The organism is Streptococcus sp. 9.1 (assembly GCF_016648815.1).
GTDB classification, from domain to species: Bacteria; Bacillota; Bacilli; order Lactobacillales; family Streptococcaceae; genus Streptococcus; species Streptococcus salivarius_E.
Genome location: NZ_JACLQS010000006.1, coordinates 73,725 through 100,442, shown reverse-complemented (window position 1 = coordinate 100,442; position 26,718 = coordinate 73,725). Strand labels below are relative to the sequence as shown.

At 40.6% G+C, this 26,718-nt stretch carries 26 protein-coding genes; 9 read left to right on the top strand and 17 right to left on the bottom strand.

Annotation, left to right across the window (positions count from 1 at the left end; genetic code table 11):
- Positions 1 to 21: 21 nt before the first annotated feature.
- The 4 genes from gmk to H7T93_RS06035 all read right to left on the bottom strand — a co-directional run bounded on the left by gmk (position 22) and on the right by H7T93_RS06035 (position 3,887).
- Entirely contained in the window at positions 22 to 651 is a 630-nt protein-coding gene (gene gmk / locus H7T93_RS06050) for a guanylate kinase (RefSeq protein ID WP_002886854.1), read from the bottom strand.
- Positions 652 to 885: 234 nt separating this feature from the next.
- Positions 886 to 2,271, bottom strand: coding sequence for a signal recognition particle-docking protein FtsY (gene ftsY / locus H7T93_RS06045; RefSeq protein WP_037603013.1), 1,386 nt, complete (start codon positions 2,269 to 2,271; stop codon positions 886 to 888).
- A gap of 10 nt (positions 2,272 to 2,281) precedes the next feature.
- Positions 2,282 to 3,100 (bottom strand): Cof-type HAD-IIB family hydrolase, encoded by an 819-nt coding sequence (locus tag H7T93_RS06040; RefSeq protein ID WP_037603016.1) that lies wholly within the window; start codon positions 3,098 to 3,100, stop codon positions 2,282 to 2,284.
- Positions 3,093 to 3,887 (bottom strand): HAD-IIB family hydrolase, encoded by a 795-nt coding sequence (locus H7T93_RS06035; protein WP_037603019.1) that lies wholly within the window; start codon positions 3,885 to 3,887, stop codon positions 3,093 to 3,095. Before H7T93_RS06035 ends, H7T93_RS06040 begins: the two co-directional genes overlap by 8 nt.
- Before the next feature lie 181 nt (positions 3,888 to 4,068).
- Here H7T93_RS06035 and H7T93_RS06030 point away from each other — a divergent pair, with 181 nt between their 5' ends.
- The 3 genes from H7T93_RS06030 to H7T93_RS06020 are packed head-to-tail and all read left to right on the top strand — an operon-like array spanning position 4,069 to position 5,946.
- A complete protein-coding gene (locus H7T93_RS06030; RefSeq protein ID WP_002886850.1) occupies positions 4,069 to 4,446 on the top strand; it encodes a GntR family transcriptional regulator in 378 nt (125 codons plus the stop codon).
- Between the two features lie 4 nt (positions 4,447 to 4,450).
- A complete protein-coding gene (locus H7T93_RS06025) occupies positions 4,451 to 5,149 on the top strand; it encodes an ABC transporter ATP-binding protein (RefSeq protein WP_037601748.1) in 699 nt (232 codons plus the stop codon).
- Between the two features lie 11 nt (positions 5,150 to 5,160).
- Positions 5,161 to 5,946, top strand: a complete 786-nt coding sequence (locus H7T93_RS06020) for a hypothetical protein (protein WP_037601745.1) — start codon at positions 5,161 to 5,163, stop codon at positions 5,944 to 5,946.
- A 51-nt stretch (positions 5,947 to 5,997) separates the two neighbouring features.
- Here H7T93_RS06020 and H7T93_RS06015 read toward each other — a convergent pair whose 3' ends face one another.
- From H7T93_RS06015 to H7T93_RS05970, 10 genes are all read right to left on the bottom strand, one after another.
- Positions 5,998 to 6,927 carry an ATP-binding cassette domain-containing protein gene (locus H7T93_RS06015; RefSeq protein WP_049527675.1) on the bottom strand — a complete coding sequence of 310 codons (930 nt, stop codon included), beginning with the start codon at positions 6,925 to 6,927 and terminating at the stop codon, positions 5,998 to 6,000.
- Complete coding sequence (locus H7T93_RS06010) at positions 6,920 to 8,005, bottom strand: ABC transporter ATP-binding protein (RefSeq protein WP_201041691.1); 1,086 nt, start codon at positions 8,003 to 8,005, stop codon at positions 6,920 to 6,922. The genes H7T93_RS06015 and H7T93_RS06010 overlap by 8 nt, the downstream gene beginning before the upstream one ends.
- A gap of 9 nt (positions 8,006 to 8,014) precedes the next feature.
- On the bottom strand, positions 8,015 to 8,941 hold the full coding sequence (gene oppC / locus H7T93_RS06005; protein WP_149561435.1) for an oligopeptide ABC transporter permease OppC: 927 nt from the start codon (positions 8,939 to 8,941) through the stop codon (positions 8,015 to 8,017).
- On the bottom strand, positions 8,941 to 10,434 hold the full coding sequence (locus H7T93_RS06000; protein ID WP_201041690.1) for an ABC transporter permease: 1,494 nt from the start codon (positions 10,432 to 10,434) through the stop codon (positions 8,941 to 8,943). Before H7T93_RS06000 ends, oppC begins: the two co-directional genes overlap by 1 nt.
- 60 nt (positions 10,435 to 10,494) lie before the next feature.
- Complete coding sequence (locus tag H7T93_RS05995; protein ID WP_201041689.1) at positions 10,495 to 12,465, bottom strand: peptide ABC transporter substrate-binding protein; 1,971 nt, start codon at positions 12,463 to 12,465, stop codon at positions 10,495 to 10,497.
- A gap of 180 nt (positions 12,466 to 12,645) precedes the next feature.
- Positions 12,646 to 14,616 carry a peptide ABC transporter substrate-binding protein gene (locus tag H7T93_RS05990; RefSeq protein ID WP_070576840.1) on the bottom strand — a complete coding sequence of 657 codons (1,971 nt, stop codon included), beginning with the start codon at positions 14,614 to 14,616 and terminating at the stop codon, positions 12,646 to 12,648.
- Between the two features lie 235 nt (positions 14,617 to 14,851).
- Entirely contained in the window at positions 14,852 to 15,835 is a 984-nt protein-coding gene (gene pta, locus H7T93_RS05985; protein WP_201041688.1) for a phosphate acetyltransferase, read from the bottom strand.
- A 13-nt stretch (positions 15,836 to 15,848) separates the two neighbouring features.
- On the bottom strand, positions 15,849 to 16,745 hold the full coding sequence (locus H7T93_RS05980) for an RluA family pseudouridine synthase (protein WP_049554141.1): 897 nt from the start codon (positions 16,743 to 16,745) through the stop codon (positions 15,849 to 15,851).
- Positions 16,742 to 17,578 carry an NAD kinase gene (locus H7T93_RS05975; protein ID WP_080611878.1) on the bottom strand — a complete coding sequence of 279 codons (837 nt, stop codon included), beginning with the start codon at positions 17,576 to 17,578 and terminating at the stop codon, positions 16,742 to 16,744. Before H7T93_RS05975 ends, H7T93_RS05980 begins: the two co-directional genes overlap by 4 nt.
- Positions 17,550 to 18,224 (bottom strand): GTP pyrophosphokinase family protein, encoded by a 675-nt coding sequence (locus tag H7T93_RS05970; protein ID WP_201041687.1) that lies wholly within the window; start codon positions 18,222 to 18,224, stop codon positions 17,550 to 17,552. The genes H7T93_RS05975 and H7T93_RS05970 overlap by 29 nt, the downstream gene beginning before the upstream one ends.
- A 95-nt stretch (positions 18,225 to 18,319) precedes the next feature.
- On the opposite strand from H7T93_RS05970, the gene H7T93_RS05965 reads away from it, so the two are divergent.
- From H7T93_RS05965 to H7T93_RS05940, 6 genes are all read left to right on the top strand, one after another.
- On the top strand, positions 18,320 to 18,895 hold the full coding sequence (locus H7T93_RS05965) for a CYTH domain-containing protein (protein ID WP_002886838.1): 576 nt from the start codon (positions 18,320 to 18,322) through the stop codon (positions 18,893 to 18,895).
- Positions 18,896 to 19,168: 273 nt separating this feature from the next.
- A complete protein-coding gene (locus H7T93_RS05960; RefSeq protein WP_002884482.1) occupies positions 19,169 to 20,140 on the top strand; it encodes a ribose-phosphate diphosphokinase in 972 nt (323 codons plus the stop codon).
- A 3-nt stretch (positions 20,141 to 20,143) separates the two neighbouring features.
- Positions 20,144 to 21,256 carry a cysteine desulfurase family protein gene (locus H7T93_RS05955; RefSeq protein ID WP_201041686.1) on the top strand — a complete coding sequence of 371 codons (1,113 nt, stop codon included), beginning with the start codon at positions 20,144 to 20,146 and terminating at the stop codon, positions 21,254 to 21,256.
- A 1-nt stretch (position 21,257) separates the two neighbouring features.
- The gene (locus H7T93_RS05950; protein WP_037603045.1) at positions 21,258 to 21,605 is read left to right on the top strand and encodes a DUF1831 domain-containing protein; all 348 of its coding nucleotides are present in this window, start codon (positions 21,258 to 21,260) and stop codon (positions 21,603 to 21,605) included.
- 142 nt (positions 21,606 to 21,747) lie between these two features.
- On the top strand, positions 21,748 to 22,407 hold the full coding sequence (locus H7T93_RS05945; RefSeq protein ID WP_049545260.1) for a redox-sensing transcriptional repressor Rex: 660 nt from the start codon (positions 21,748 to 21,750) through the stop codon (positions 22,405 to 22,407).
- Complete coding sequence (locus tag H7T93_RS05940; RefSeq protein ID WP_014634832.1) at positions 22,400 to 23,095, top strand: gamma-glutamyl-gamma-aminobutyrate hydrolase family protein; 696 nt, start codon at positions 22,400 to 22,402, stop codon at positions 23,093 to 23,095. The genes H7T93_RS05945 and H7T93_RS05940 overlap by 8 nt, the downstream gene beginning before the upstream one ends.
- A gap of 57 nt (positions 23,096 to 23,152) precedes the next feature.
- Here the strand turns inward: H7T93_RS05940 and radC are convergent, their stop codons facing one another.
- Genes radC through H7T93_RS05925 form a run of 3 tightly spaced genes read right to left on the bottom strand, consistent with a single transcriptional unit; the run spans position 23,153 to position 26,704 of the window.
- On the bottom strand, positions 23,153 to 23,839 hold the full coding sequence (gene radC, locus H7T93_RS05935; RefSeq protein ID WP_049545259.1) for a RadC family protein: 687 nt from the start codon (positions 23,837 to 23,839) through the stop codon (positions 23,153 to 23,155).
- Positions 23,840 to 23,888: 49 nt separating this feature from the next.
- On the bottom strand, positions 23,889 to 25,673 hold the full coding sequence (locus H7T93_RS05930; protein WP_037611837.1) for a rhamnan synthesis F family protein: 1,785 nt from the start codon (positions 25,671 to 25,673) through the stop codon (positions 23,889 to 23,891).
- Positions 25,670 to 26,704, bottom strand: a complete 1,035-nt coding sequence (locus tag H7T93_RS05925; RefSeq protein WP_037611839.1) for a glycosyltransferase family 2 protein — start codon at positions 26,702 to 26,704, stop codon at positions 25,670 to 25,672. The genes H7T93_RS05930 and H7T93_RS05925 overlap by 4 nt, the downstream gene beginning before the upstream one ends.
- Positions 26,705 to 26,718: the final 14 nt, after the last annotated feature.

Here is a 26,718-nt window from a genome sequence, read left to right as displayed (position 1 = left end):
AATTCTATACCTATTTCTAATTTATTTATCTGATAATTTCTTTTCTGAAATCATATTACGATAGCGACCAATCACACGGTCAACTCGGAAGTGTTCTGCTTCAATAACACGTTTGACACGCTCAGCAGCCAAAGGCACTTCGTCATTAACAATGGCATAATCGTATTCGCTCATAAGAGCAATCTCTTCACGCGCACGCTCGATACGTTGAGCAATAACTTCCTCAGAATCTGTCCCACGACCAACCAAACGTTCTTGAAGCTCGTTCAAATCCGGTGGCGTCAAAAAGATGAAGACAGCATCTGGTACCTTTTTCTTAACCTGAAGGGCCCCTTGAACCTCGATTTCAAGGAAAACATCAATACCTTTATCCAAGGTTTCATTAACATAAGTCAAAGGTGTTCCGTAGTAGTTACCCACATACTCAGCATATTCCAACATTTGACCCTTACGAATAAGCTCTTCAAACTCCTCACGCGAACGGAAAAAATAATCCTTTCCATCAACTTCACCAGGACGTTGAGCACGTGTGGTCATTGATACTGAGTATTCAAATTTATGGTCAGGTGTTGAAAAAATCTCCTGACGAACAGTTCCTTTTCCGACACCAGAAGGCCCTGAAAAAACAATCAAAAGTCCACGTTCAGACATGTCTTCTCCTTAAACTAAGATTAAAAATCTTCTTATGACTCACCTTAAAAAAGAGAAAACAATCATCTCTTTTTTTGGCTTAGGGGTTGTTCAGTGATTAAGTTACAGCTCACTTTTCAGAGCATGCGTTTTTCCTTACTATTTTACCAATAAAAGCGACTTTTTTCAAGGTGAGGACACCATTAAAAAGAGTGAATTCCTTTTCTCAGTACTCACTCTTTTTTAAATACTCTTTTAAACCAAACCAGTCAAGAGACCTTGCATGAATTCTTCTGAATGGAACTCACCAATATCATCAATTTTCTCACCAAAACCAATTAACTTAACTGGAATATCCAACTCTTGGCGAATGGCTAAAACCACCCCACCCTTGGCACTACCATCCAACTTAGTCAAGACAAGACCTGTAAGAGGTGTAATTTTTGAAAATTCCTTAGCCTGACTAAGGGCATTTTGACCTGTTGAGGCATCCAAGGCCAAGAGGGTTTCATGAGGTGCTTCTGGAACCACACGTTTGATAATACGACCAATCTTTTCAAGCTCTGCCATAAGATTGTCTTTATTTTGCAAACGACCCGCAGTATCAATCATAAGGACGTCAACTCCCTCAGCAAGGGCCTTTTCCATACCATCATAAACCACTGAAGCTGGGTCAGCCTTCTCTGCACCAGTCACTACCGGCACATCAACACGACGTCCCCACTCAACCAACTGAGCAACCGCTCCTGCACGGAAAGTATCGGCAGCTACCAACATGACTTTTTTGCCTTCTTGTTTGTATTTATGCGCCAACTTACCGATAGACGTTGTCTTACCAACCCCGTTGACACCAACGAAAAGCATGACTGTCAAACCATCTTGGAAATTAATCTGCTCCTTGTAGACATCATCCTTCTCGTAGATGTCCACAAGTTTCTCGATAATCAAGCGTTGCAAATCTTCAGTCTTTTTGACATTTTCAAGGCGGGCTTCATAGCGCAAGTCTTCCGTTAATTGCGTTGCAACATTAACACCAACATCGGAAAGAATCAGCATTTCTTCCAATTCTTCGAAGAACTCCTCATCAACTCGACGGAAATTCGCGAAGAATTCATTCAAACGGGCAGCAAAACCTGTACGCGTCTTCTTAAGGGTACGATTGTATTTTTCTTGTTCTGTTTCAGTTTTTGAAGCCTGAACTTCTTCAGGTTTTTCCTCAACTTTACGAGTTTGAACAGCCTCAAAAGTAACCGTTTCACCTTTTTCTGCAGCAGCAGCTACCTGAGCCTTTTTAGCATAGTAATCAGCCATGACATCTGCGAAGTGGTTATCCACAGCGACTTGGCTTTCTTCTGACTCTGATACGCCCTCTGCTTCGCTTGAGGCCTGATCATCAACAGATAGGTCCTCATCAGACGCTACTTCACTTTCTTCTGTCACTGTAGATTCGCTTTCTTCAACAGATTCTGTAGACGAAATCTCTTCTACTTGAGTCTCTGACTCACTGAGCTGTTCTGTTTGACTTTCACTTGTTGACAAGTCTTGATTATCAAGAGCCTCAGTTTCTGAAATTTCCTGATTTGCTACAGTTTCCTGTGATTGGTTTTCCTCTTGTCCAAATAATCGATCAAATAGACCCATTTGGTTCTCCTTATTTCTCTAGAATATACTTGTGGATGGCCTCAGCCACTCCAGATTCCTCATTAGTTTTTGTCGTTACTGCCTTGGCAACAGCCTTAACCTTAGGAACAGCATTTGCCATAGCCACACCTAGACCAGCCCACTCCAACATGGTCAAGTCATTTTCCTCATCTCCCATAGCCATAACCTGACTTTTATCAAGGGCAAGATAATCAGACAAAAGTTTCAAGCCTACAGCTTTATGAACCCCTTTCGGCATGACTTCTAGGATAATCTCACGAGACTTAAATACCTCAAACGCTTGGTATAGATGGTCAGGTAGTTTTTGAATTTGGGCATCCAAAAACTCTTCCTCACAGACCGTAACTACCTTATTATAGACGATATTTTCAGGAATGTCATCAATACTCTCCACATCAACGAAGGTCAAGGTAGGATTAGCCTGACGATAGAGAGAATGATTGCCTTTACTCGGAACACCATAGACAATGCCATCACTGATAACATCCATAGGAAGCCCTAGAGGTTCGAAGACAGCATAAATCTGCTTTAAATCTTCTCGACTCATCTCTTTCTTTATGAGGATATCCCCATTATTACGCTGAACCAAGCCACCATTGAAGGTCACACTATAGTGCTTATCATCTAACAAGCCCAAATCTTCCAAGATATGAGTAATAGCTGGTAGAGGACGACCAGTCGTAATGACCACATGAACCCCCTTAGCTTCTGCCGCCTTCAAAGCAGCTCTATTTTCAGCTGTTACTTGCTTATCCTTAGTAAAGAGGGTTCCATCTAGGTCCAAGGCTAGTAATTTAATCTCAGACATCTGAGCCCACCAACCCTTCCATGTAGTCAAAGACTGCACCATCTTTATGGTGACCAATCACCTCATCTGCCACTGCCTTAATCTCATCACGCGCATTTTCCGTAGCAACTGCACGTCCAGCAAAGGTCAACATCTCCATATCGTTGAGGTTATCACCAAAGGCTACAACATCTGAAGCCTGACGTCCCAACTCTTGACAAAGATGGTAGAGACCAAAGCCCTTGTCCACCCCTTTAAGGATAATATCCATGGAATCAAAGCCAGTTGTCACAGCTGTCATATCCTCAAAAATTGTGTTGAGGTAGTCACCACGTTCCATAATGGTATCCCCTTGGAACTTAGCAGTTACCTTGAAAATATCATCTGTGACCGCTTCAAGGTCTGTTACCATGACATTTTCATAGTAACGTTCCATGGCCTTAAGATAGGCTGGATCTGCATCGTTTGGTGCATAGGCACCTCGACGTCCAGACAAGAGAACCCCTTCACAAGTTGGCAAGGCTAAAGTCGTGTCTGCAATTTCTAAATAATCTTTAGGTTCTAACTTGGACTCAAACAGGACTTCACCCTTATACTGAACCAAGGCCCCATTCTCCGCAATAATAGCAATGCGGTCCACAAAACCATCAAAAAGCTCCTCCAAGGCCAAGAGAGCTCGGCCAGAAGCTACTGTAAAAACGTAATCTTTAGCTTCACACGCATCCAAAAGGTTTTCCAAACGCGCCTTATCATAGGCACCAAGATGGTCTAGAAAAGTCCCATCCATATCTGTTGCTAAAATTTTCAAAATAATCTCCCTTCAGGTCGAACATACTTGCCCCTATTGTACCAAAAATAGGAATATAAGTTTGGGAAAAGCCAAAGAAATTAGAGAAAATATGGCATTTTACTTGCAAATTCAGTATTTTAGTTGTATCATTACGATAGTACAAAAATAACACTATTATACTTTTAGAAAGGAGTCTCTTATGGCTTGGACATTTGATGAAAAATCGCCAATTTATCTCCAAATCGCCTATCGCGTCAAACTGAAGATAGCTTCCAAGGAATTGAGTATGGGACAACAACTCCTACCCGTTAGAGAATTTGCTCAAGAAGCTGGGGTCAATCCTAACACTGTACAAAGAGCCTTCCAAGAACTTGAAAAAGAGGGGCTGGTCTATTCTGCCCGTACCTCTGGTCGCTTTGTTACCGAAGATGAAAAACTAATTGATCAAAAACGACACGAGATTGCCCAAAGTCTCATGAAAAACTTTGTCACTGAGATGGCAGCCATTGGTTTTAACTCACCTGAAATCAAAGCTATCATCACTGACTACATCGAACAAACAGGAAAGGACTTATAGACCGATGACTGATATTGTAACTCTAACAAATCTCACCAAGACCTATAATGGTATTCCAGCCCTTAGAGATGTGACCATGTCCATCCCTTCTGGTAAAATCATTGGTCTCTTAGGACCAAACGGTAGTGGTAAAACAACTCTCATCAAGATTTTGAATGGCCTCCTCCAACCAACTTCTGGTTTAGTAACCATTAATGGATTTCAGCCGTCACCTATCACTAAGGCGCAAGTGGCTTATTTGCCTGACACAACCTATTTAGATGAAAGTAAGACTATCCAATACTACTTGGACTTCTTCCAAGATTTCTATGCTGACTTCCGCTATCCTCTTGCCTTGCAACTCTTGCAGGATTTAATGCTCCAGCCTGATTTGCGCCTTAAAGACCTCTCAAAAGGTAACAAAGAAAAAGTTCAGTTGATTTTGGTTATGAGTCGTGAGGCTAAACTCTATCTCCTCGATGAACCTATTGGTGGTGTCGATCCCGCGTCACGTGACTACATTCTTAAAACCATCATCAACCAATACTCTGAAGATGCTTCTGTGATCATTTCAACCCATTTGATTGCAGATATTGAATCCGTCCTAGATGAAGTTGTCTTCTTAAAATACGGTCAGATTGAACTTCAGGGTGATGCTGATAATATCCGTCAAGCCCATGGCAAATCTATCGACAAACTCTTTAGAGAGATGTTCCACAACTAGGAGGTATGAGCATGTTTTGGAAATTAGTTAAATATGAATTACAATCGGTCCGTAAATGGTATCTTGGCATCTATGGTATTGCCATCCTACTCTCTATCCCCTTGGGTTTAATGCTTCGAAAATCTATTTTTGTAACTGAACAGAGCCACCAAGAACCTAGTCTACTCTTCTTTGCTTTCTTCACACTGATGGTTTTTGCTACCATTATCGTATGGGGAACCATTTATATAGCGACAATAGTCCTCATTGTCAGACGCTTTGCAAAGACTGTCTTTGGGAGAGAAGGTTATCTAACCAATACGCTCCCAGTTTCTGCTCACCAATTAATCTTGTCTAAACTCTTGGTAGCCTTTATTTTAGATATCATTTCATCACTCGTTATACTCCTTTCGATTGGAATTATAGCTGCTTTCTGCCTTGATATGAAAGATATCCTACTAGCTACCAGCTACTTTGGCCAGATCCTAAAAGAGATAGGCGCTTTCTACCTCTTCATCCCTTCTACAATCTTGTCAATGATTGCTGGTATCCTTTTCTATTACCTCTGTATTAGTATCGGTAACCTCTTTAACACTAACAAAGTTCTTATGGGATTTGTCGCTTATTTTGCCATTCAGGCTATCCTATTCTTTATTGGTTTCTTCTTTGGAATCGGTGCAGCCTTGACCGGAGATGCAACAAATACTGCAATTAATAACTCGTCATATATATTTAGTCTAGTTCAGTCTCTCATTCTCATCGGAGCAAGTTACTTTGGTACCTACTATATCATGACCAAACGCTTAAATTTAGACTAAAGAAAAACCGTGTTCCTTGTGGAACACGATTTTTTTTTGCATTGAAAAGACTTATTTACTTTGTTCTTTACGATAAGTCTCGATTTCGGCCTTGTTACCCCAAACAAAGTGTCCTGGACGTACTTCAACCATTTCTGGTTTATCGACAGAATAGTCGTGTTGGTTTGGATCATAAACCTTCAAGACTTTCTTACGTTCCAAGATTGGGTCTGGAATAGGAACAGCAGACAAGAGTGACTTGGTGTAAGGGTGGATAGGATTGTTGTAAAGTTCTTCTGTCTCAGCAACTTCCACGATTGTACCCTTGTAAATAACAGCGATACGGTCAGAAATGAAACGGACCACTGACAAGTCGTGAGCGATAAAGAGGTAGGTCAATCCCAACTCTTTTTGGAATTTCTTAAGCAAGTTCAAAACTTGGGCACGGACTGACACGTCAAGGGCTGAGATTGGTTCATCAGCGATGACCAAGTCAGGTTGCATAACCAAGGAACGCGCAATACCGATACGTTGACGTTGTCCCCCAGAAAATTCGTGAGGGTAACGTGTCAAGTGTTCCTCAAGAAGTCCCACTTCTTTGATGATTTCCTTGATTTTGGCTTTACGATCTTCCTCATCCTTATAGAGATGGAAGTTATGCAAGCCCTCAGACAAGATATAATCAACCGTTGCACGTTCATTCAAACTAGCCGCAGGGTCTTGGAAAATCATCTGAATACGACGGATAAGGTCGTTTTTCTCAGAGTGAGATAAGTGTCCATTGATTTTCTTACCGTCAAAAATAATCTCACCATTACTTGTATCATTCAGACCAATAATGGCACGACCGATAGTAGTTTTACCACTACCAGACTCACCAACGAGGGAAAAGGTTTCACCCTTGTTGATGAAAAAATTAGCATTGTGGACAGCAACGAATTTCTTGCTTCCTTCACCGAAGGAAATCTCCACATCTTTTACTTCAACTAACTTCTCAGGCATTGCCTTCCTCCTCATCTCCTAAATGTGCAAATCCCATATTAGCACGGATTTTTTCATGTAGATTTTGGATAACCGCAGGTTTTTCAACTTTTGGTGCATCCTCATGTAAGAGCCAGGTCTTAGCCCAGTGAGTATCTGAGACTTGGAATTGTGGTGCTTTTTCCTCGAAGTCAATTTGCATAGCATAGTCTGAACGCAAGGCAAAGGCATCTCCAACAATTGGTGTATAAAGTGATGGTGGTGTCCCTGGAATTGAGAAAAGCTCACCCTTATCATCAGCCAACTGTGGCAAGCTTGAAAGCAAGCTCCACGTGTATGGATGACAAGGCTCATAGAAAATCTCCTCAACAGTTGCATACTCAATGATTTCACCAGCATACATAACAGCAACCTTGTCTGCGATACTTGCTACCACACCAAGGTCATGGGTAATGAAAATCACTGAGAAACCATACTCCTCTTTGAGTGATTTCAAGAGGTCGATGATTTGAGCTTGAATGGTCACATCGAGAGCAGTTGTTGGTTCGTCACAGATAAGGATATCGGGACGACAAGCCAAGGCAATGGCAATGACGATACGTTGACGCATCCCACCAGAGTATTGGAAAGGATATTCGTTGAAACGTTTTTCAGCATCAGGAATACCAACCTTGTCCATGTAGTCAATGGCCATTTTTTTAGCTTCTTTGGCTGATTTTCCTTGGTGTTTGACAATGACTTCAACAATTTGGCTACCGATAGTCTTAATTGGGTCAAGACTGGTCATAGGATCTTGGAAGATAGTCGCAATCTTAGCCCCACGAATATGTGCCCAATCTTGGTGACTCTTAAGTTTGGTCAAATCTTGGCCACGATAATCAATAGAACCGCTAGCTACACGACCATTTTCTTCAAGCATCCCTGTGAAAGTCTTAGTCAATACTGATTTACCTGAACCAGACTCACCAACCAAGGCTAAAACTTCACCTTCAACCAAATCAAGGGAAACTCCTCGAATAGCTGTCAAAACACGGTCACGAACGTCAAATTCCACGACGATATCGCGAGCCGATAATATTACATTTTTATTTTCTGTCATATTGGACTCCTATCTATGCGTACGTGGGTCGCTGGCATCCGCCAAGTTTTGACCGACAATAAAGAGAGCAAGGGAAACGAGAATCAAGGTAGTCAATGGAATCCAGAAGAGATAAGCATTGACTGTAACGTTCTGTGCATAGTCTGAAATCAAACGACCAAGACTAGGCGTCGTAACGGGAAGCCCCAAACCAAAGTAAGAAAGGAAAGCTTCGTAAGAGATAAATCCTGGCAAGAGCTGACTAGCCATAGTCACGATAACCGATACAAGTTGTGGCATGATATTTTTAACCACAATCTTAGGAGTTGGTGTTCCCAAAGTACGAGAAGCCAAGTTGTACTCCAAATCACGGTAACGCATGATTTGAATACGGATAGTATAGGCAATACCAATCCAACCTGTGACAGTCATGGCAAAGATCATGTTCCAGAAACCAGCACCCAATGAGTAAGTCAAGACGATAACGACAAGGAGGGCAGGAATGTTTGAGATGATGTTGTAGATTTCCATCATAATCATATCGAAGGTCTTAGAAATCCCCCAAACAGCACCAACGACTAAACCAATAGCAACGTTAAGGAAGGTAGCGATAACAGCAATAAGGATAGAATTACGAGCTCCAAACCAAACACTGTCAAAGAGAGACTTACCATTACTGTCTGTACCGAACCAGTATTGAGCATTTGGATGCACATAACGCACACTAAAGTCATTAACCTTAGACACGTCATTGAAGTCAAATTTTGAAAACATTGGGTAGATAAAGCTCATCAAAATGATAGCAATCAAGATACCCAACATAACAGTTGTTGACTTTTTCTTGAAGAACTGACGCATCACTGATTTCCAGTATGAATAGGCCGGCGCATCAATTGTTTCAGAGGCAAAATCATCGCGCTTTACAAATTGGAACTTACTTTTATCAATTGAAGCCATTATTTACCTCCTTTAGATGTCAATTTGATACGTGGGTCAATTATAGTCATAAGGATATCACCCACAAGCAATGAGAAGATGGTAAGGGCTGTGAAAATAAATACAAGACCCACAACCATAGCGTTATTTGAAGCACGAACTGAGTCAATCAACATTTTACCCATACCAGGGTAGGCGAAGATTGTTTCTGTCAAGGTTGCCCCTGTGATAACACTAACGATAGATGCTGGGATCCCTGAAACCAAGGAAACCATAGCATTTTTGAAAATGTGTTTATTCGAAATTTCTTGTTCTGACAACCCTTTGGCGCGTGCAAAACGGACGAAGTCTTGTGATTGCAAGTCAATCATGTAACGACGAATCCAAATGGCAAGACCTGGTGTTGACAAGAGACCGAGAATTACAGATGGCAAGACGTATGAACGCCAGTCACCCGCACCCAAGATAGGGAAGGAATCTGGAAGACCAATCTTAGAACCAATCAAACGAATGATATAAACCAAGGCGATGGTTGGTAGTGAGAGCAAGAAAGTCAAGATACCAGTTGACACACTATCAAAGAGTGTGTTTTTAAAGCGTGCCATGTATGATCCCAATGGAATTGCCAAAGCATAAGACAAGACCAAACCAATCAAACCAGCAATGGCAGAACTTGTCACCATTGATGGGTACTGGTAGCGACTCTTAGTAGCTGTGTAAGGGTCATCACCATAGTAAGAACGATCCCTAGCATCAGCCTGACTTGGTGATTTATAAGTACGAGAGTAGATATCTACTGAAGATACTTTCTTACCAGTAGGGAAGTTGACCTCAGAGCTTTGTGTTTGCCCTTGTCCTTGTGTAATAACATCAAGAACACCCTGCTCAGCATAGGTTGGGTAAGATGTACCAAGGTTCATCTTCACAAAGTTTTGGTGAACAAATGGGAACTGACTGTTAAAGTAAAGCAAGTATTTATGCTTAGTTCCTGAACCGACAACTGACCAACCGATAGCTGGGTCATTTTCAATACGGATGTAACGCTTCAAGTTTGGATTTGTTTTATCTTTAACCCATCCAGTATTGTCAAATTCAAAGAGGTGTGCATAGAAACCAAACACACGTTCAAGCACTGGCACATCACGTGTCGCATAGAATTGTTTGCTTTGCTTGAACTGATGCAAACGCCAGCCACGTCCTAAACTATCCACATATTTTTGGTAAATAGCTTTATTTTCTTTTGTTGGCTTAGTGGTTACTGACTTATCAAGGGAGCTAGCTTTCTCCTGCAACTCTTTGGTGTCGTAGTACTCGATATAACCCATACGTTCATAGATTGTATTTTCATAGTTAGCCTTAGAGTCGGCTGTCTTAGCAATCTTGTTGTAGTTAGGGTCCTGTCTGAAAATCAGACGCCTCGGCACCATGGTATAGATGATCGTGTAGGTCAAGGCCGTCACGACAAATATTGACAATAGAGAACGGAGGGTTCTCAATAAAATGTATTTTTTCATGTCTCTTCCTTTAATTCCAAAAGAACTTTCCCAATCTAATGAGAAAGTTCCATCGTCCTTTTATTTAACGTGTTTCTCAAGGTCTTTTTGAGCTTTTTCGTTGGACTTAGACTTTTCTTTAAGCCAGCTTTCACGGGCTTTATCATAGTTTTTCTTAGTGACAACATCTTTTTGAGGTTCGAGGTACTTGAAGTATCTGTCAGAACCTTTAGGTCCTACTTGAGAGTAGGCTCCCGAGAATGGTGTCAAACGAGCTACCATTGGAGCTGCACCCTTGTTAACCATAAGTGGCATGAAGAGTGAGCTATCTTCCAACCAAGCTTGTGCCTCTGCATAACGTTCATAACGTACGTTGAGGTCGCTTGTTTCTTTAGCTGCATTGTCAACCAAAGCATCAAAGTCTTTAAGACCTACTTGAGCTGCTGCTGCATTGTTAGGATCGTCAAATCCCATGTAAGTTTTTGTGTTCTCACTAGCTGTTGTCTTGAAGATATCAAGGAATGTTGATGGGTCTTCATAGTCAGGTGCCCAAGCAACTGAAATATTGATATCCCAGTCTTCTGCTGCTGCGTTAGCTGCATACAAAGTACTGTTAAGAAGATCATCTTGAGACATTTGATGAACGTCTACAACCACATTTTCTTTACCGAGTGTCTTTTCAACAGATTGTTTCAAAGATTGTGCACGTGCTACAGTTGGTTTTGCAGCTTGGTCAACTGGAAGGTCCAAGTGAATTGGGAATTGAACACCTTGTGCTTGGAGGGCTTCCTTAGCCTTATTAAATTCAGTCTTAGCCTTATCAGCATTGAAGATACCATCTTGACTGTCTTTAAGGTTAACACCTGACCACTCGTCACCATATGAAGCCATCTTTTCAGTTACCAAATCACCGAATGACTTGTCACCAGCATAAACAAAATCAGGTTTTACAAGAAGGTTACGAACTGCAAGGGCTGCACCTTTTTCACCATTAAGTTGTGCTGAATAAGCAGTACGGTCAATAGCGAAGTTAACTGATTGACGGAAGTCCTTGTTAAGAAGAGCTTTCTTAGTTGAATCTTTCTCAGCATCAGTCTTCTTAGATGTATGGTTGTAAGACTGACGGTCAATATTAACACCAACCCCACCAATATCTGCAGATGGTTGTGTATAGAAGATATTATCTTTATATTGTTTTTCTACTGAATTAAAGTTTGAGCTTGTTGGATATAGACGTGCTTGACTATAAGCGCCATCAGTGAAATTACGAACAAGCGATTCTTGGTCTGAAGCATCGTAGAAAGAAAGTTTAATGCCATCGAAGTGGACATTTTTCTTATCCCAGTAGTTTTCATTTTTAGCCAATTCAATAGATGATTTAGCTGTCAATGACTTAAGGATGTAAGGACCATTATAAAGGATAGATGATGGATCTGTTGATTTACCAAAGCTATCCCCTTTTGACTTAAGGAACTCTTCATTTACAGGCCAGAAGAGAGAATAAGTCATCTTAGAATTCCAGTAAGGTTCTGGTTGTTTAAGTGTGTACTGAAGAGTGTAATCATCAAGCGCTTTAACGCCAACTTTAGAGAAGTCTTTATCAGTACCATTGAAATAATCAGCAAGACCTACTACAGAATCTTTTGCCAAGTAAATTGACTCAGTCTTTTTATCAGCAGCATGCTTAAGACCTGTTACGAAGTCTTTAGCTGTTACATCCGCATACTCTTCACCGTCTGAAGTATACCATTTAACTCCCTTACGAAGTTTGTATGTATAAGTTAAACCATCAGCTGAAACAGTCCAATCCTTGGCAATAGCAGGTACCAAGTTACCATATTTATCGTTTTCCAAAAGGCCATCGACACCATTTGTCACAGCGTCAGTCGTTGAACCTTTATTGGAAATAAGGTAATCCAATGTCTCAGGATCAGCAGTATAAACATAGTTATAAGTATTGCTTGAAGTGTTTGATTTTGATGAGCAAGCCACTAAAACCCCAACACTTAGGAGTGAAACACCCGCAAGGGCCAACCATTTACTTTTTTTCATAAGCATTCTCCAAAAAATCTTTTTTATATGCCTACATTATACCATAAAAAATAAGATGAGTACAATTTTCAGAATATTTTGTCTTATACTGACTTTCTCACAATTTTACCCCTTACGAACACTATGGATTAGCCCTTTTTGGACAAAAGAAAAAGGCTAACTGCCTTTTTCTCAAGAATATTATTTAACGTGTTTCTCAAGATCTTTTTGAGCTTTTTCGTTAGATGCTTTCTTTTCTTTAAGCCATTTTTCACGACTTTGTTCATATTCTTTCTTAGTAACTACTTTTTCTTGTGGTTTCACATATTTGAAGTAGTCTGATGAGTTCTTATCACCCACTTGCATGCTAGCACCCGTAAATGGTGTCAAGCGTGAGATAACTGGTGCTGCACCGTTACCAACAGTCAATGGAATGACAAGTGAGCTATCTTCCAACCAAGCTTGAGCTTGTGCATAACGGTCGTAACGAGCGTTGAGGTCTGTTGTTTCTGAAGCTGCTGAATCAAGCAAGGCATCATAATCTTTAAGACCTACTTGGGCTGCGGCTGCATTGTTTGGATCATCATAACCCATGAAAGTCTTGGTATTTTCACTTGAAGTTGTCTTAAAGATATCAAGGTAAGTTGATGGATCTTGATAGTCTGGACCCCAAACCACACCGTTTGAAATATCCCAGTCTTCTGCTGCCGCATTAGCCGCATTAAGAGTAGCATTTTGCATATCATCAGATGACAACTGGTTGATATCGATAACGACATTTTCACTGCCCAATGATTTTTCAATCGTTTGTTTCAATGATTGAGCTTGAGCAACATTAAGTTTAGAACTTTGATCAACTGGAAGGTCCAAGTGAATTGGGAATTGAACACCTTCACCTTGAAGAGCTTCTTTGGCTTTGGCAAACTCAGTCTTAGCTTTTTCCGCATTGTAGAGACCATCTTGACCATCCGCAAAATTGACACCAGACCATTCATCACCGTAAGTGCTCATTTTCTCTGTCACAAGGTCACCGAAGGTCTTATCACCTGCACTGACAAAATCAGAAGGAACAAAGAGGTTACGTAGAGCAAGAGCTGCCCCATCTTTACCATTAACTTGAGATTGATAAGCTGTACGATCAATAGCGAAGTTGATTGATTGACGGAAGTCTTTGTTTAGAAGAGCCTTCTTAGTTGATGTCTTTTCAGCATCTGTCTTCTTAGCTGAGAATTTATAGCTTTGACGATCAATATTCACACCAATAGCTGCTGTAGACGCACCTGGTGCTGTGTAATAAATATTATCTTTATATTTCTTTTCTACTGACGCATAGTTAGAGCTCATAGGGAATACACGTGCAATGCTGAGAGCACCATCTGAGAAGCTACGCTCTTGAGCCTCCTGGTCAGAACCATCATAATATGACAATTTGATAGCGTCGAAATGCACGTTCTTCTTATCCCAATAATTCTCATTCTTAGTCAACTCGATAGATGATTTAGCTGTCAAAGATTTAAGAAGGAAAGGACCGTTATAAAGGATAGAGGTTGGGTCTGTTGACTTACCAAAATCTTTTCCTTTATTCTTAAGAAAGTCTTCGTTAACCGGGAAGAGCAAACCATAGGTTGTCTTAGAATTCCAGTATGGTTCTGGTTTTTTAAGGGTATATTGCAATGTGTGATCGTCGATTGCTTTGACACCTACATTTGAGAAATCTTTATTGGCACCAGAGAGGTAGTCAGACAAGCCTGCAATAGAATCTTGTACCAAATAGAGGGCTCCAGCTTTGGAATCAGCCGCATGCTTAAGACCAGTCACAAAGTCCTTAGCAGTCACATCAGCATACTCTTCACCATCTGAAGTGTACCATTTAACACCCTTACGGATTTTATAGGTATAGGTAAGACCATCTTGAGAGACAGACCAATCTTCAGCTACTGAAGGAACAAGATTTCCATATTTATCTGCTTCCATAAGACCATCTACACCGTTAGTTACAGCAGTCTTAGTAGGTCCAGTATTTGACGTGATATAGTCTAAAGTTTCAGGATCTGAGTTATAAATATAACCATAAGTCGTTCCACTAGTACTTGACTTAGAAGAACAAGCCGCTAAGGCACCTACACTGAGGAGTGCCACACCCGCAAGGGCTAACCATTTGCTTTTTTTCATAAGATTTCTCCAAAAAATAAAATTTTACTCTTTCATTATAGCATAAATAATCAAGAAAAACAGTCGTTGTCAGACAATTTGAACAAGTATTTTACATGATAAAACACGATAAACTCAACAATCCCTTGTATTTCCTAGATTTCTAGCCACTTCAATCAATTTATTTTTAATCACTCGTCATGCATAAAACAAAAAGGTCTAACACCTTGGTTAAACCTCTGTTTTTAAGTAAAAATTAGCCATTAAGAGCTTGAGCAGCTGTGATAATCGCCAAATTGTAAATATCTTCAGCACTGGCACCACGAGAGAGATCGTTAACAGGTTTATTAAGACCTTGCAAGATTGGTCCGATAGCTTCGAACATTCCCAAACGTTGGGCAATCTTATATCCAATGTTACCTGCTTGCAAACCTGGGAAGACAAAGACATTAGCATGTCCTGCTACATCACTATCTGGTGCTTTAATCGCCGCTGTTGCAGGAACAAAGGCTGCATCAAACTGCAACTCACCATCAATAGCCAAGTCAGGACGCATTTCTTTAGCAATATTTGTTGCCTCTACTACCCTGTCAACTTTTGGCGATTTAGCAGAACCTTTTGTTGAGAAGCTAAGCATGGCCACTTTAGGATCAATACCAAAAACTTTAGCTGTTTCAGCAGTATTAATCGCAATTTCTGCCAATTCTTGAGCATTTGGCTCAATATTGATCGCACAATCAGCGAAAACCAAGCGATGATCAGTATTTTCACGGTTCATAAGGAAAACACCTGATGTACGTGAAATACCTGGTTTTGTTTTGATAATTTGAAGGGCAGGACGTACCGTATCCGCTGTTGAGTGAATAGCACCTGAAACCATTCCATCAGCAAGACCAAGTTTAACTAGCATAACACCGAAATAGTTGACATCACGAAGCAATTTCTCTGCATCTTCGACTGTCGCTTTTCCTTTACGGATTTCAAGAAATTTTTCCTTCATTTCCTCAAAACCTTCATAGGTTTCAGGATTAATAATCGTATAGTTAAAGTCTGCAAAACCAAGATCGCTCAAGATTTTGTGAACCTCAGCTGGGTCTCCCAAAATAATAGGATCCACCAATCCTTCAAATTTCAAACGGGCAGCAGCACGAACCACACGGTCGTCGTTCCCCTCAGGGAAAACAATCTTAATTCCTTTCCCTACAATACGTTCACGAAGTTCACCAAATAGACTACGCATAAAAACTCCTCAATCAATCTTTTTTAGTTTGTAAGTTCATGATAACGGTTTCAAAATCATCTGTCAAGGAAGATGCATGGACCATCTCTTTTTTGGTGAAAGGATCAATAAAGGCAAGACGATGACAATGCAAGGCTTGACGCTTAATACCGTAGTCTAGGGACCCTCCATAAAGGTCGTCTCCCAAAAGAGGCAAACCTAAGTGAGCAAAGTGCACACGAATCTGGTGCGTACGTCCGGTATGAAGATTGATATCAACCAGTTTAACCCTACCATAATCAGCTACCAAGCGATAGCTCGTATGGGCATATTTCCCTGATTTATGAACCCGACGTGTAATAATTGAATCCACATCACGCGCAATCGGTGCAATGATTTCTCCCTGCTCCTCAAGTTTGGTATCACCTTCAACCAAGGCGTAGTAATGTTTCTTAATAGACTTCTGCTGCAACTGCTTATCCATACGCGCGTGGGCATAACCATGCTTAGCAAACAGCATAAGACCAGACGTGTCCTTATCTAGACGTGTCACGATATGCACCCGCTGGTTAGGATAATTATTGCTAACAAAATGATATTTAACAAAGTTAGCCATGGTATTGTCATGGTTAACACTTGGAATACTGGCATAACCATAAGGTTTATTAACCACCAAGAAGTTATCATCTTCATAGACGATATCCAGGTCAAAAGGAATGGGTTTCAAGGTCTCGTGTGGCGCCTCATCAGGAATTTCAATAGTAACCACATCTCCTTCATGGACAGGATAAGTCGCAAACTGCTCCTCGCCATTAACCCAAATATGACCACCTTCAAACTTAATCTTGGCCAGAAGTCCTTTTGAAATATCATGCTCCTTCAAAAAGGTCTTAACTCGACAGGAACGTCCTACGGTAAATTCATATCTCATTCTTCCATGTCTCCAATAAAGGAATCACGTACGCGTTCCCAGAAACTTGTGTGACTGGCACTAGCAACAAAGGAAATCTTACGTTGGTCGATTGAAAATTCTACCTTTTTCACATTACGGTTGGTATAGGTTTTATTATCAACGGATAGAGTGTAGCTTCCCATTCGGGTAGGATAAACGGTAATCTTCTCATGCTTGGGCACAATAAGGGGACTTCCTAAGGTCCGGTACACACGATTATTAAGACTGGCAATCTCTGTCAGTTGCAAGGCTTCAATAGTGGGATGAAGGACCGCACCACCCAAGGATTTATTGTAGGCCGTTGATCCTGTAGGCGTCGACACTGACAACCCATCTCCACGGAAGCTCTCAAACAAGACATCATTAAGGCAAACATCTGCTGCCATGGTTTTCTCATTACGCTTGATGGCTGCTTCATTGAGGGCAATCGACGTAAAAGAACGACCATCAGCCAGGGTCAATTTGACATTCAAAAGAGGGTAAGAAATCTTTGCACCACTATCTTTTCGAAGCGTCTCGATTAATTGATCCACTTCACTGTCCAAATAATCCGTATAAAAGCCTAAATGACCCGTGTGAATCCCTACAAAACGCACACGCGCAAGCTCTTTTTCATACATATGAAAGGCCGATAGCAACATGCCATCACCACCAATTGAGATGACCACATCTGGATTTTTCTTGGTCAAATAAAAATCAGGATCATCTCGTAAGGCATTAAAAAGTTTCGAGGCAACACGCCTACTTTGGGGTTTGCCATTGGCAATAATAGCTACCTTCATCTCATCCGAAGAGGTCTTCATCTGTGTCATCACTATTTCCTACACTATCCTTCAAAGTTCTATTAATTGGATCAAAGAGCAACTGGGCTTCTCTAATATCATCACGTATCTTACGCATTTCTTCGTCAAGCTCATAAGCCATACGGGCCGTATTTTCCAAGCGAAGTTTAATCTCCTCTGGAAAATTTCCCTGATACTTATAGTTAAGGGAATGTTCAATGGTGGCCCAAAAGTTCATAGCCAAAGTCCTAATCTGAATCTCGGCCAAAATTTCCTTACGACCATCAATGGTATCAACCGGATAGGACACGATAACATGGTAAGAGCGATAACCCGAATTCTTACGGTTCCTAATATAGTCACGCTCTGAGACTATGGTCATATCACTACGATGACGAAGCAAAGCCAAAACCTCATCCACATCATCGACAAATTGGACCATGACTCGGAGACCAGCGATATCCTGCATATCTTGAGCCAAATTTTCAATCGAAAGGCCACGAAGGGCGATTTTCTCCTCAATGGAAGCCACTGACTTCACACGTCCCGTCACAAACTCAATGGGCGAGTGACGATTTTGCTTACGAAATTGTTTACGAATGCCTCGGAGCTTGATTTTGAGCTCACCTACGGCCTGAATATAGGGGTCTAGAAATTCTTCCCAATCCATGGTCAAGATAGGACTCCTCCTTGTCAAAAGCTTTAGTTTTTTATAAAATAAATACAATCTGTTATATTATACCACATTTGAAAGCACAAGGGAGGACACACATGAACCATTTAGAGATAGAGTACAAGACTCTACTCACCAAAGACGAGTACAATCGTTTAGCGATGCTTTTCTCCCATGTGACACCTGTTACGCAAACCAACTACTACATCGACACTCCTCAGAGTGACATGAGAAACAAAAAACTATCCTTGCGTATCAGGACACTTCCAACTCATGGTGAGCTGACCTTGAAAATCCCTGAAAAAGTCGGGAACATGGAGTACAACGTTACCATGGATTGTGCGGATGCTAAGGCTTTGACTAAGTCACTGGACTTTCCTGATTGTCAGATCAAATCCATTCTTCTAGAGCGTGGGGTTAAACTAGAAGACCTAACCATCCTCGGACATTTGACCACAACCCGTCGCGAGTACCAGACCAACATCGGCCTCATGGCTCTTGATGTCAATGTCTATGCTGACAAGAAAGACTATGAGCTTGAACTAGAAGTTTCGGATGCTGAGAAAGGTAAAGACGACTTTGATGCCTTTCTTAAAGAAAATAACATTGACTTTAAGTATGCCAAGAGTAAGGTTGCACGCTTTGTAGCTACCCTCAAACGAGACAAAGACTAAAATTTAGACAAGGAGTTGGCTCCTTGTTTTTTTATTTTAAACACATGTAGCTTCAAATGCCACAAGTATTTAGAACTCCAGAGGGTAATAGATTTCTCTAAAAACGCATACAAAGGCGTTTTATCTAACAAAGGTTCGGTATTTTTCACTAATATCACACTTTGAAGGCTGAAATTTCTGCTTCTTTTTGCTAAAATAGAACTATCTTTAGTTTTATTACAATAGCCCTAACTGGGCTTAGCATCTTATTTTTTTAAAGGAGTCACCATCGTCATGGTACATCAAAAAGCAAACCCACAATTGAAATTGTTCTCGCTCAGCTCAAACCCAGAGATTGCTGAAAAAATTGCTGAGGCTACTGGATTGCCACTTGGTAAAGTATCTTCACGTCAATTTTCTGACGGTGAAATCATGATCAACATTGAAGAGTCTGTTCGTGGGGACGATATCTATATCATCCAATCTACTAGCAACCCTGTTAACGACCACCTTTGGGAATTGCTCATCATGATTGATGCCTGCAAACGTGCCAGTGCTAACTCTGTCAACGTTGTTATGCCTTACTTTGGTTATGCACGTCAAGACCGTATCGCTGCGTCACGTGAACCAATCACTGCTAAATTGATTGCCAATATGCTAGTTAAAGCTGGTGTCAATCGTGTTTTGACGCTTGACCTTCACGCTGTCCAAGTTCAAGGATTCTTCGATATCCCAGTAGACAACCTCTTCACAATGCCTTTGTTTGCTGAATACTACAACAAAAAAGGATTCACAGGAAGTGATGTTGTCGTTGTTAGCCCTAAAAACTCGGGTGTTAAACGTGCTCGTAGCTTGGCGGACTACCTTGATGCACCAATCGCTATCATTGACTACGCTCAAGATGATTCAGAACGTGAAGAAGGCTACATCATCGGTGAGGTTGAAGGAAAAACAGCAATCTTGGTTGATGATATCCTTAACACTGGTAAAACGTTTGCTGAAGCTGCTAAAATCCTTGAACGTGGTGGCGTTAAAGACATCTATGCAGTAGCTAGTCACGGTCTCTTTGCAGGAGGTGCTGCTGAAGTCCTCAACGCTGCCCCAATTAAAGAAATCTTGGTGACAGATTCAGTTGCAACTAAAGAAAAAGTTCCTACAAACGTTAAATACATTTCAGCAAGTAAGCTAATCGCTAACGCTACTACTCGTATTTTCGAACGTCAACCACTTAGCCCACTCTTTGCTTACACTGCAAACGAGGACTAAGCTATGGTTTATTTGGACAATGCGGCAACAACTCCTTTAAATACTGCTGCTATTTCAGCTATGACACATGTCATGACTGAAACCTTTGGGAATCCATCCAGCCTCCATGCTTACGGTCGACAGGCTTCTAAGGAACTTCGTGAAGCCCGTGAAGAAATGGCCAAACACTTTGGAGTCCCTGCTCGTAAGCTTATTTTCACTTCTGGTGGGACTGAAGGAAACAATACAGCTATCAAAGGTTACGCCCTAGCCAATCAATCTAAAGGTAAGCACCTGATTACAACTGCTATTGAACACCACTCTGTCCTTCACACCATGGCCTACTTGGAAGAGCGTTTTGGTTTTGAAGTAACCTATATTCAACCAGAAAATCAAGTCATTACTGCCCAACAAATCGCTGATGCCTTACGTGACGATACCATTCTGGTTTCTGTTATGTATGCCAATAATGAGACTGGCCAATTGCTTCCTATTAAGGAAATTGGTGACTTGCTTGCCAATCACCAAGCTGCCTTCCACGTCGATGCCGTTCAGGTAGCAGGAAAGCTTCCTATTCACCCAGAGGAACTTGGAGCCAATTTTCTCTCTATTAGTGCCCATAAATTCCACGGACCTAAAGGTGTCGGCTTGCTCTATCATAACGATTTGCATTTTGACAACCTACTTCACGGTGGTGAGCAAGAAGAAAAACGCCGTGCCAGTACTGAAAATCTGGTCGGTATTGCCGGTATGACCGCTGCTTACAAGCATGCTAGTGACCACTACCAAGACAATTACCAGCATGTTGAAACGATTCGTCAGGCCTTTCTAGATTCCCTTACCATTCCTTATGAAATCAATGGTGGAGGACCTAGCCTACCTCACGTCATCAACATCAGTTTTCCTGATAAGGAAAACGGCCCTCTCTTAACCTTGTTAGACCTAGCTGGCTTTGCTGTCTCAACAGGTTCTGCTTGTACTGCTGGAACTGTTGACCCTAGCCATGTCATCCAGGCCCTCTATGGCAAGGATTCTGACAAGCTAAAAACAGCCATTCGCATTAGTTTATCAGAGGAAAATACCGCTGAAGAACTCCAGGCCCTAGCAGAAAAACTTAATCAAATCATAGGAGACTAACATGGCATTTGAAAAAAGCATTCATTTGACTGACTGTAAGTACCGTTACAACATCAGTCCTAATGTCAAAAAATTCACTCTACGTGATACGACTTTTGTGCAAAATAAAATCGGAAACTACGAGTTGCACCGCCTTCTCGAAAAAGTGCCTAACTCAGGCGAAGGTTTCCCACTCAAAATCACTATTAACAAAGACTTGACTGGTTTCAAATTGTCGATTACAGACAAATCTGGCCTTCGTAACGTTAATATCTTTAAAAATGAAGATCATCACATCTTGCAAGAGAAATTCTATTTCTTGATGCAGAGTTTGGTTGATCGTAACGTTTTCGAGCAAGAAGAAGTCTAAACTTCTTTCTTAATACATAGAAATAGCCTATCCTTGTGATAGGTTTTTTATATCGCCTCATCTACACTATTTTGTTGCAATCTTCACAAACTTTTCTTAAAATATAAGAGAATCATACTAATTGAAGAAAGGAAAGCGATCAATGACATTTGAGAAAAACATCCCAAACGCCACTGCCAAACGTCTCTCTCTCTACTATCGTATTTTCAAGCGATTCCATCGTGAAAATATCGACAAAGCAAGCTCTAAACAAATTGCTGAAGCTATTGGGATTGACCCTGCCACTGTTCGTCGAGACTTCTCCTACTTTGGTGAGCTAGGTCGTCGTGGCTTTGGTTATGATGTGAATAAGCTAATGACATTTTTCGCTGAACTCCTTAATGACAATGCGACTACCAAGGTACTCCTCGTAGGTGTTGGGAATGTCGGGCGTGCCCTCCTCCACTACCGTTTTCAAGAGCGCAATCGCATGCAGCTGGTCATGGCTTTTGATACAGATGATAATGAATTAGTAGGGACACAAACCGAAGATAAGATCCCTATCTATGGTATCTCTCAAATCAAGGAGAAAATCGCTCAAGAAGATATCAAAACAGCCATCCTGACAGTGCCATCAGTTAAGGCTCAGGAGGTGGCTGATCTTTTGGTTGATGCCGGAATTGAAGGCATTCTCTGCTTCTCTCCAGTTAACCTCAATCTTCCACGCCATGTGGTGGTCCAATATGTAGACTTGACTAGCGAACTACAAACCCTACTCTATTTCATGAAAGAAGAAGAAAAATCAAGGAGAAACAATGACTAAACCAATTATCGGAATCACTGCCAATGTAAGGCCTAATCCAGCCCATGAAGACATCAACTGGTCCTATGCCCCATCTGGCTTTGTAGAAGGAGTTCAAAGAGCCGGTGGCCTAGCAATCCTACTACCAGTATCCGATCCTTCGGAAGCCAAGACCTACATCTCCATGATTGATAAGCTTATCCTGATCGGTGGGCAAAACGTTGACCCTAAATTCTACAACGAAGAGAACCATGCCAGTGAAGATGACTTCTTCCTCGAACGGGATATCTTTGAAATGGCACTCATCGAGGAAGCCACTAAGCAGAAGAAACCCATCTTTTCAATCTGTCGTGGAACCCAACTCATGAACGTCGCACTAGGTGGTAGCCTCCATCAAGATATTGAGCATCACTGGCAGGACAAGCCGTCTGATTACCTCTACCATGAGATGATTGTTGATGAGAACAGTAAGTTGGCAGAAATCTACGGAAGTGAAACCTCTATCAACTCCTTCCACCATCAAAGTATCAAACACTTGGCCTCTGACCTTCGTGTCATTGCGCGTGATCCTGAGGACAACACAGTCGAAGCTGTTGAGTCAAATAGTCCAGACCTTCGCTTTCTTGGTGTACAGTGGCACCCAGAGCTTCTCCTAGACAAACGTGAAGAAGACCTCAAACTCTTTGAATACGTCGTTAACGAACTTTAAAAGCAACTGAGACTGCACTCAGTTGCTTTTCTCTTGTCTTTTTTCCATCGGCTCAATCTAAAGCTCAAAATCCTCCCTCTCCTCACGAAAAGAATAATAGGTCGATTTGCCAACAATCAGATGATCAAGCAGACAAATCCCTAAGTCGTCACAGGACCGCTTAATCTTTTGAGTAAAATCAATATCATTACGACTAGGATAGGCCTCACCTGACGGATGATTGTGAACCACAATCAAAGACGTTGCCATCAGATGACAGGCATAATGCAAAATCTCACGTGGCTCAGCAATCGAACGTCGAACACCACCAATAAAGACCGTCTTTTGCTGAATAATACGATTCTGCGTATCCAAATAGATAGCCACCAGATGCTCCTGAGGCTTGTCCCCAATATCCAACATCATACGACGGGCCACCTGCTGACTGGACATAATCTGCTCGGAACGAGCCAACTCAGCCTTCTCAATCCGCTTAGCCAACTCCACCATAGCCTTCAGCTCAATAGACTTCACACGCCCAATACCAGGAATCTCCTGAAGCTCATTCAGGGACAAGCGAGACAAATCCGCCAAACTCGTCATCCCTTTCAAAATACGATTAGCCATAGATAAGACCGACTCAGACTTGGTCCCTGTTCGCAGCACTATCGCCAACAACTCCTGGTCCGATAAAACCTCTGCACCCTTCTGTAAGAGTCGCTCACGAGGCAAAAGTCCCGACTCCTCAGATACAATACTATACATAAGAAAAAACCTCCTACTTACCTATTCGTAAGTGGGAGGGGGATAATTACTATTTCATAGTATTTTTACTACTCTTGGATGTAAATCTACGTTTTATTCTTCTCAAAATATACTTCACAGCAGTTCCTGGACCTACAATAATATATTTGAGAGCACCTTTTATACCACCGATATTATCAAAATTAATATAGGTATTTGGTAAAGTATCAGGTCGGATATTTAACACAACATTATCTACAAAAGGCGTAATATAGATATCGTTTTTTGCAATCGCATAATCATAACGTCTTGCCCATGCGAGGTAAACTAGAATACGCTCAATTGAATGCAAAATGGTATGTTGAGGAATTGGTTCTGCTGGGATTTCTTCATCTTGCAAATCAAGGTCAAACAACGGTTTCAAAGCATCATATTTAAACCAAATAAATGTTCCATAACTCATGATAAAAGTATTCATCTTATCAAAGTCAATTTCTCGACCAAGATTCATACGCTCCCATAAATCATTCATTCCTTCGGCAAAACGATTCTCATTCCAAGGATCCACAATTTTAGTATAACGGAAGAAAGTTGGAATATCAGCAATTACAAGCCCTAACCTATCATCACGTTCTAGATTTGCAATAATATTATCAGCAGGTTGAATTAACATTGAGAAAAGTTCATTTCGCCATGAATCTCCAACCCAATAAGGGTATTCTGGTGATTTTTTCGTATGGAAATGTCCAATATAATCATAAGCAGAAAGTTCATCTTTCAACTTAAGCATTGGAATAACATCACGTCCACGATTCCCAGTAATAAAGATTCGAGCTACTTTTCCATTCTTATCAAGGATAGACTGAATCTCTTCCTTCTTCTCTTCAGAATCCGTTGTTAAGAAGAGGTCATAAGTAAAGTGAAAATTCTCAAATTGCTTCAAAAAGTCTTCGAGTAAGTCGACATAGTAGGTGTGAAGATGTACAGCAATTTTTTTAGTGTCTGAATATGTCTCTGAGCTTTCCTCAATGACTTTGCGATCAAGTAAATAAGGTGGAGTCGGTAAACTCATATCCGACATGTGTGACAAAATGAATTCTACCGGATAGTCCGTTCTATTCTCAATTTCCTTAAGCAAATAAGGTGCAAGGTGCTGGGTTAAATCAAATGTCTTAACCTTAATAAATGGAACCCCTGCATCAAGCAAAACATGAGGATAATGAATTGTAAAATTACTATGGAAAAACTTATCATTTAGTGGAATCGTATTAAGAATCGATTCATACTTAAATCCAGCATCCATAAACTTCTTGGTATAAAGAGTTTCATAATTATCGATTACCTTTTGAACATCTTCGAAACTCTCAACTGACTTCCAGAACTTTTGGAAAACACTAGATTCAACTAAACGTTTTTTAAATGAAATAAAGTAAGATTGCAAATGTTCATGAATATAAATATCACCAGCCTTGATTCCTTGATGATTAGTCATACCCCAAAAATCTACATTTGGGTTTGATTCATATTTATCATAGATTGGTGCCATATCCCATAGAGGACCAAAACAGGTATCATTCATAACAGTGACAGAATCATACTGTTTCAAGTTATCAAATCCAACAAATTCCATACCATCATGCCAAGCAGCAAAATCGTAACCCTTATTCTCACGTTGGATAAAATCATCAATCAAGTGTTTATCACGAAGCTTTTGTACTTCACTTTCACTAAGACGACTATTTGAAATAAAAACCAATTTATCAAACAAGGGTCTCATATGTTCAAGTTGATAAAATACATGTCGACTAATATGATCATATTTATTGAAATGAACATAAAGCAATAGACGTTTCATTTACTTCTCCTAAAGAAATTAATAATTTTAGTTGGTATTGTCCATCTTCTCGAAGTAACAACACTGTTATATTGGATTTGTAAGTCATCATATAAACTCTGTATACGATTCAACTCACTTTGAAAATCTTGATTTTCTTTCTTCAAGACTTCAATATACTCATTTTGGTCATGAGAAATCTGTGATACCTGATTTAGTTTCAAATTCAAGTCTTCTATCTGACGGTCTTTTTTAAAAACTAAGATATCCAAATCACGATCCTTAACGAGGGCCAAGTGTGAAATTCTTTGAATATCCTGATCTGGATACTTGTTGAGATATTTAATTTGAGAATCTAAGATACCAGTGAACCGCCTTTCAGCAGTCTCCAATGTCATAGGTTTTGAATCAGATCCCAAATTCATACGATATACAGTAGTGGAATCACTCAAAAAAGAAATTTTAGTGCGTTTGAATAATTCAAGTTGCAACTCAAATGTATCGTCTGCAGCTGTATCGCTAATTTGAGCAGATACATCTTGCATAAGAGCGGTATCAACCACCCAGGTTGAAGCCATTGTCATTCCTTTCATGACAAGCATCTCTTCGTAAGAATCAATCAAAGGAAGTGCCTTATTAGCAAAGGCATCTTTTTGGATAAGATTTCCGTCTAGGTCTACCATGTCAAATTCGGTATTTGACCATAGTGAATCCGTTGAAGCATCTAGCAAATCAACTTGCTTTTGAAGTTTTAATGGGTCCGTCCAAAAATCATCACTATCACATCTCGCGATGTATTGACCCTTAGCTTCTTGGCAAACTTTTTTCCATGTTCTAGTAATGCCAAGATTCACTTCATTACGAAAAGTTCTAACTTTTTCAGGAAACTTTTTTTGATACTCTTGAATAATCTCATACGAATGATCTGTTGAAGCATCATCAATGATAATAATCTCAAAATCAAAATTAGTTTTCTGATTGAGAAAGCTATCTATAGCCTCTCGTACCCAATCCCCCTTATTATAATTGGTACAAATAATCGATACTTTCATTCAAACTTCCCTTT

What these genes read in the sequence shown, in the direction of transcription:
- gmk (WP_002886854.1), bottom strand. Translation starts at nt 651, where the DNA reads ATGTCTGAACGTGGACTTTTGATTGTTTTTTCAGGGCCTTCTGGTGTC.
- H7T93_RS05980 (WP_049554141.1), bottom strand. Translation starts at nt 16,745, where the DNA reads ATGAGATATGAATTTACCGTAGGACGTTCCTGTCGAGTTAAGACCTTT.
- H7T93_RS05950 (WP_037603045.1), top strand. Translation starts at nt 21,258, where the DNA reads ATGGCATTTGAAAAAAGCATTCATTTGACTGACTGTAAGTACCGTTAC.
- H7T93_RS05945 (WP_049545260.1), top strand. Translation starts at nt 21,748, where the DNA reads ATGACATTTGAGAAAAACATCCCAAACGCCACTGCCAAACGTCTCTCT.
- H7T93_RS06040 (WP_037603016.1), bottom strand. Translation starts at nt 3,100, where the DNA reads ATGTCTGAGATTAAATTACTAGCCTTGGACCTAGATGGAACCCTCTTT.
- H7T93_RS05990 (WP_070576840.1), bottom strand. Translation starts at nt 14,616, where the DNA reads ATGAAAAAAAGCAAATGGTTAGCCCTTGCGGGTGTGGCACTCCTCAGT.
- H7T93_RS06010 (WP_201041691.1), bottom strand. Translation starts at nt 8,005, where the DNA reads ATGACAGAAAATAAAAATGTAATATTATCGGCTCGCGATATCGTCGTG.
- radC (WP_049545259.1), bottom strand. Translation starts at nt 23,839, where the DNA reads ATGTATAGTATTGTATCTGAGGAGTCGGGACTTTTGCCTCGTGAGCGA.
- H7T93_RS06025 (WP_037601748.1), top strand. Translation starts at nt 4,451, where the DNA reads ATGACTGATATTGTAACTCTAACAAATCTCACCAAGACCTATAATGGT.
- pta (WP_201041688.1), bottom strand. Translation starts at nt 15,835, where the DNA reads ATGCGTAGTCTATTTGGTGAACTTCGTGAACGTATTGTAGGGAAAGGA.
- H7T93_RS06030 (WP_002886850.1), top strand. Translation starts at nt 4,069, where the DNA reads ATGGCTTGGACATTTGATGAAAAATCGCCAATTTATCTCCAAATCGCC.
- H7T93_RS05960 (WP_002884482.1), top strand. Translation starts at nt 19,169, where the DNA reads ATGGTACATCAAAAAGCAAACCCACAATTGAAATTGTTCTCGCTCAGC.
- H7T93_RS05925 (WP_037611839.1), bottom strand. Translation starts at nt 26,704, where the DNA reads ATGAAAGTATCGATTATTTGTACCAATTATAATAAGGGGGATTGGGTA.
- H7T93_RS05940 (WP_014634832.1), top strand. Translation starts at nt 22,400, where the DNA reads ATGACTAAACCAATTATCGGAATCACTGCCAATGTAAGGCCTAATCCA.
- H7T93_RS05955 (WP_201041686.1), top strand. Translation starts at nt 20,144, where the DNA reads ATGGTTTATTTGGACAATGCGGCAACAACTCCTTTAAATACTGCTGCT.
- H7T93_RS06020 (WP_037601745.1), top strand. Translation starts at nt 5,161, where the DNA reads ATGTTTTGGAAATTAGTTAAATATGAATTACAATCGGTCCGTAAATGG.
- ftsY (WP_037603013.1), bottom strand. Translation starts at nt 2,271, where the DNA reads ATGGGTCTATTTGATCGATTATTTGGACAAGAGGAAAACCAATCACAG.
- oppC (WP_149561435.1), bottom strand. Translation starts at nt 8,941, where the DNA reads ATGGCTTCAATTGATAAAAGTAAGTTCCAATTTGTAAAGCGCGATGAT.
- H7T93_RS05930 (WP_037611837.1), bottom strand. Translation starts at nt 25,673, where the DNA reads ATGAAACGTCTATTGCTTTATGTTCATTTCAATAAATATGATCATATT.
- H7T93_RS05975 (WP_080611878.1), bottom strand. Translation starts at nt 17,578, where the DNA reads ATGACACAGATGAAGACCTCTTCGGATGAGATGAAGGTAGCTATTATT.
- H7T93_RS05995 (WP_201041689.1), bottom strand. Translation starts at nt 12,465, where the DNA reads ATGAAAAAAAGTAAATGGTTGGCCCTTGCGGGTGTTTCACTCCTAAGT.
- H7T93_RS06000 (WP_201041690.1), bottom strand. Translation starts at nt 10,434, where the DNA reads ATGAAAAAATACATTTTATTGAGAACCCTCCGTTCTCTATTGTCAATA.
- H7T93_RS05965 (WP_002886838.1), top strand. Translation starts at nt 18,320, where the DNA reads ATGAACCATTTAGAGATAGAGTACAAGACTCTACTCACCAAAGACGAG.
- H7T93_RS06015 (WP_049527675.1), bottom strand. Translation starts at nt 6,927, where the DNA reads ATGCCTGAGAAGTTAGTTGAAGTAAAAGATGTGGAGATTTCCTTCGGT.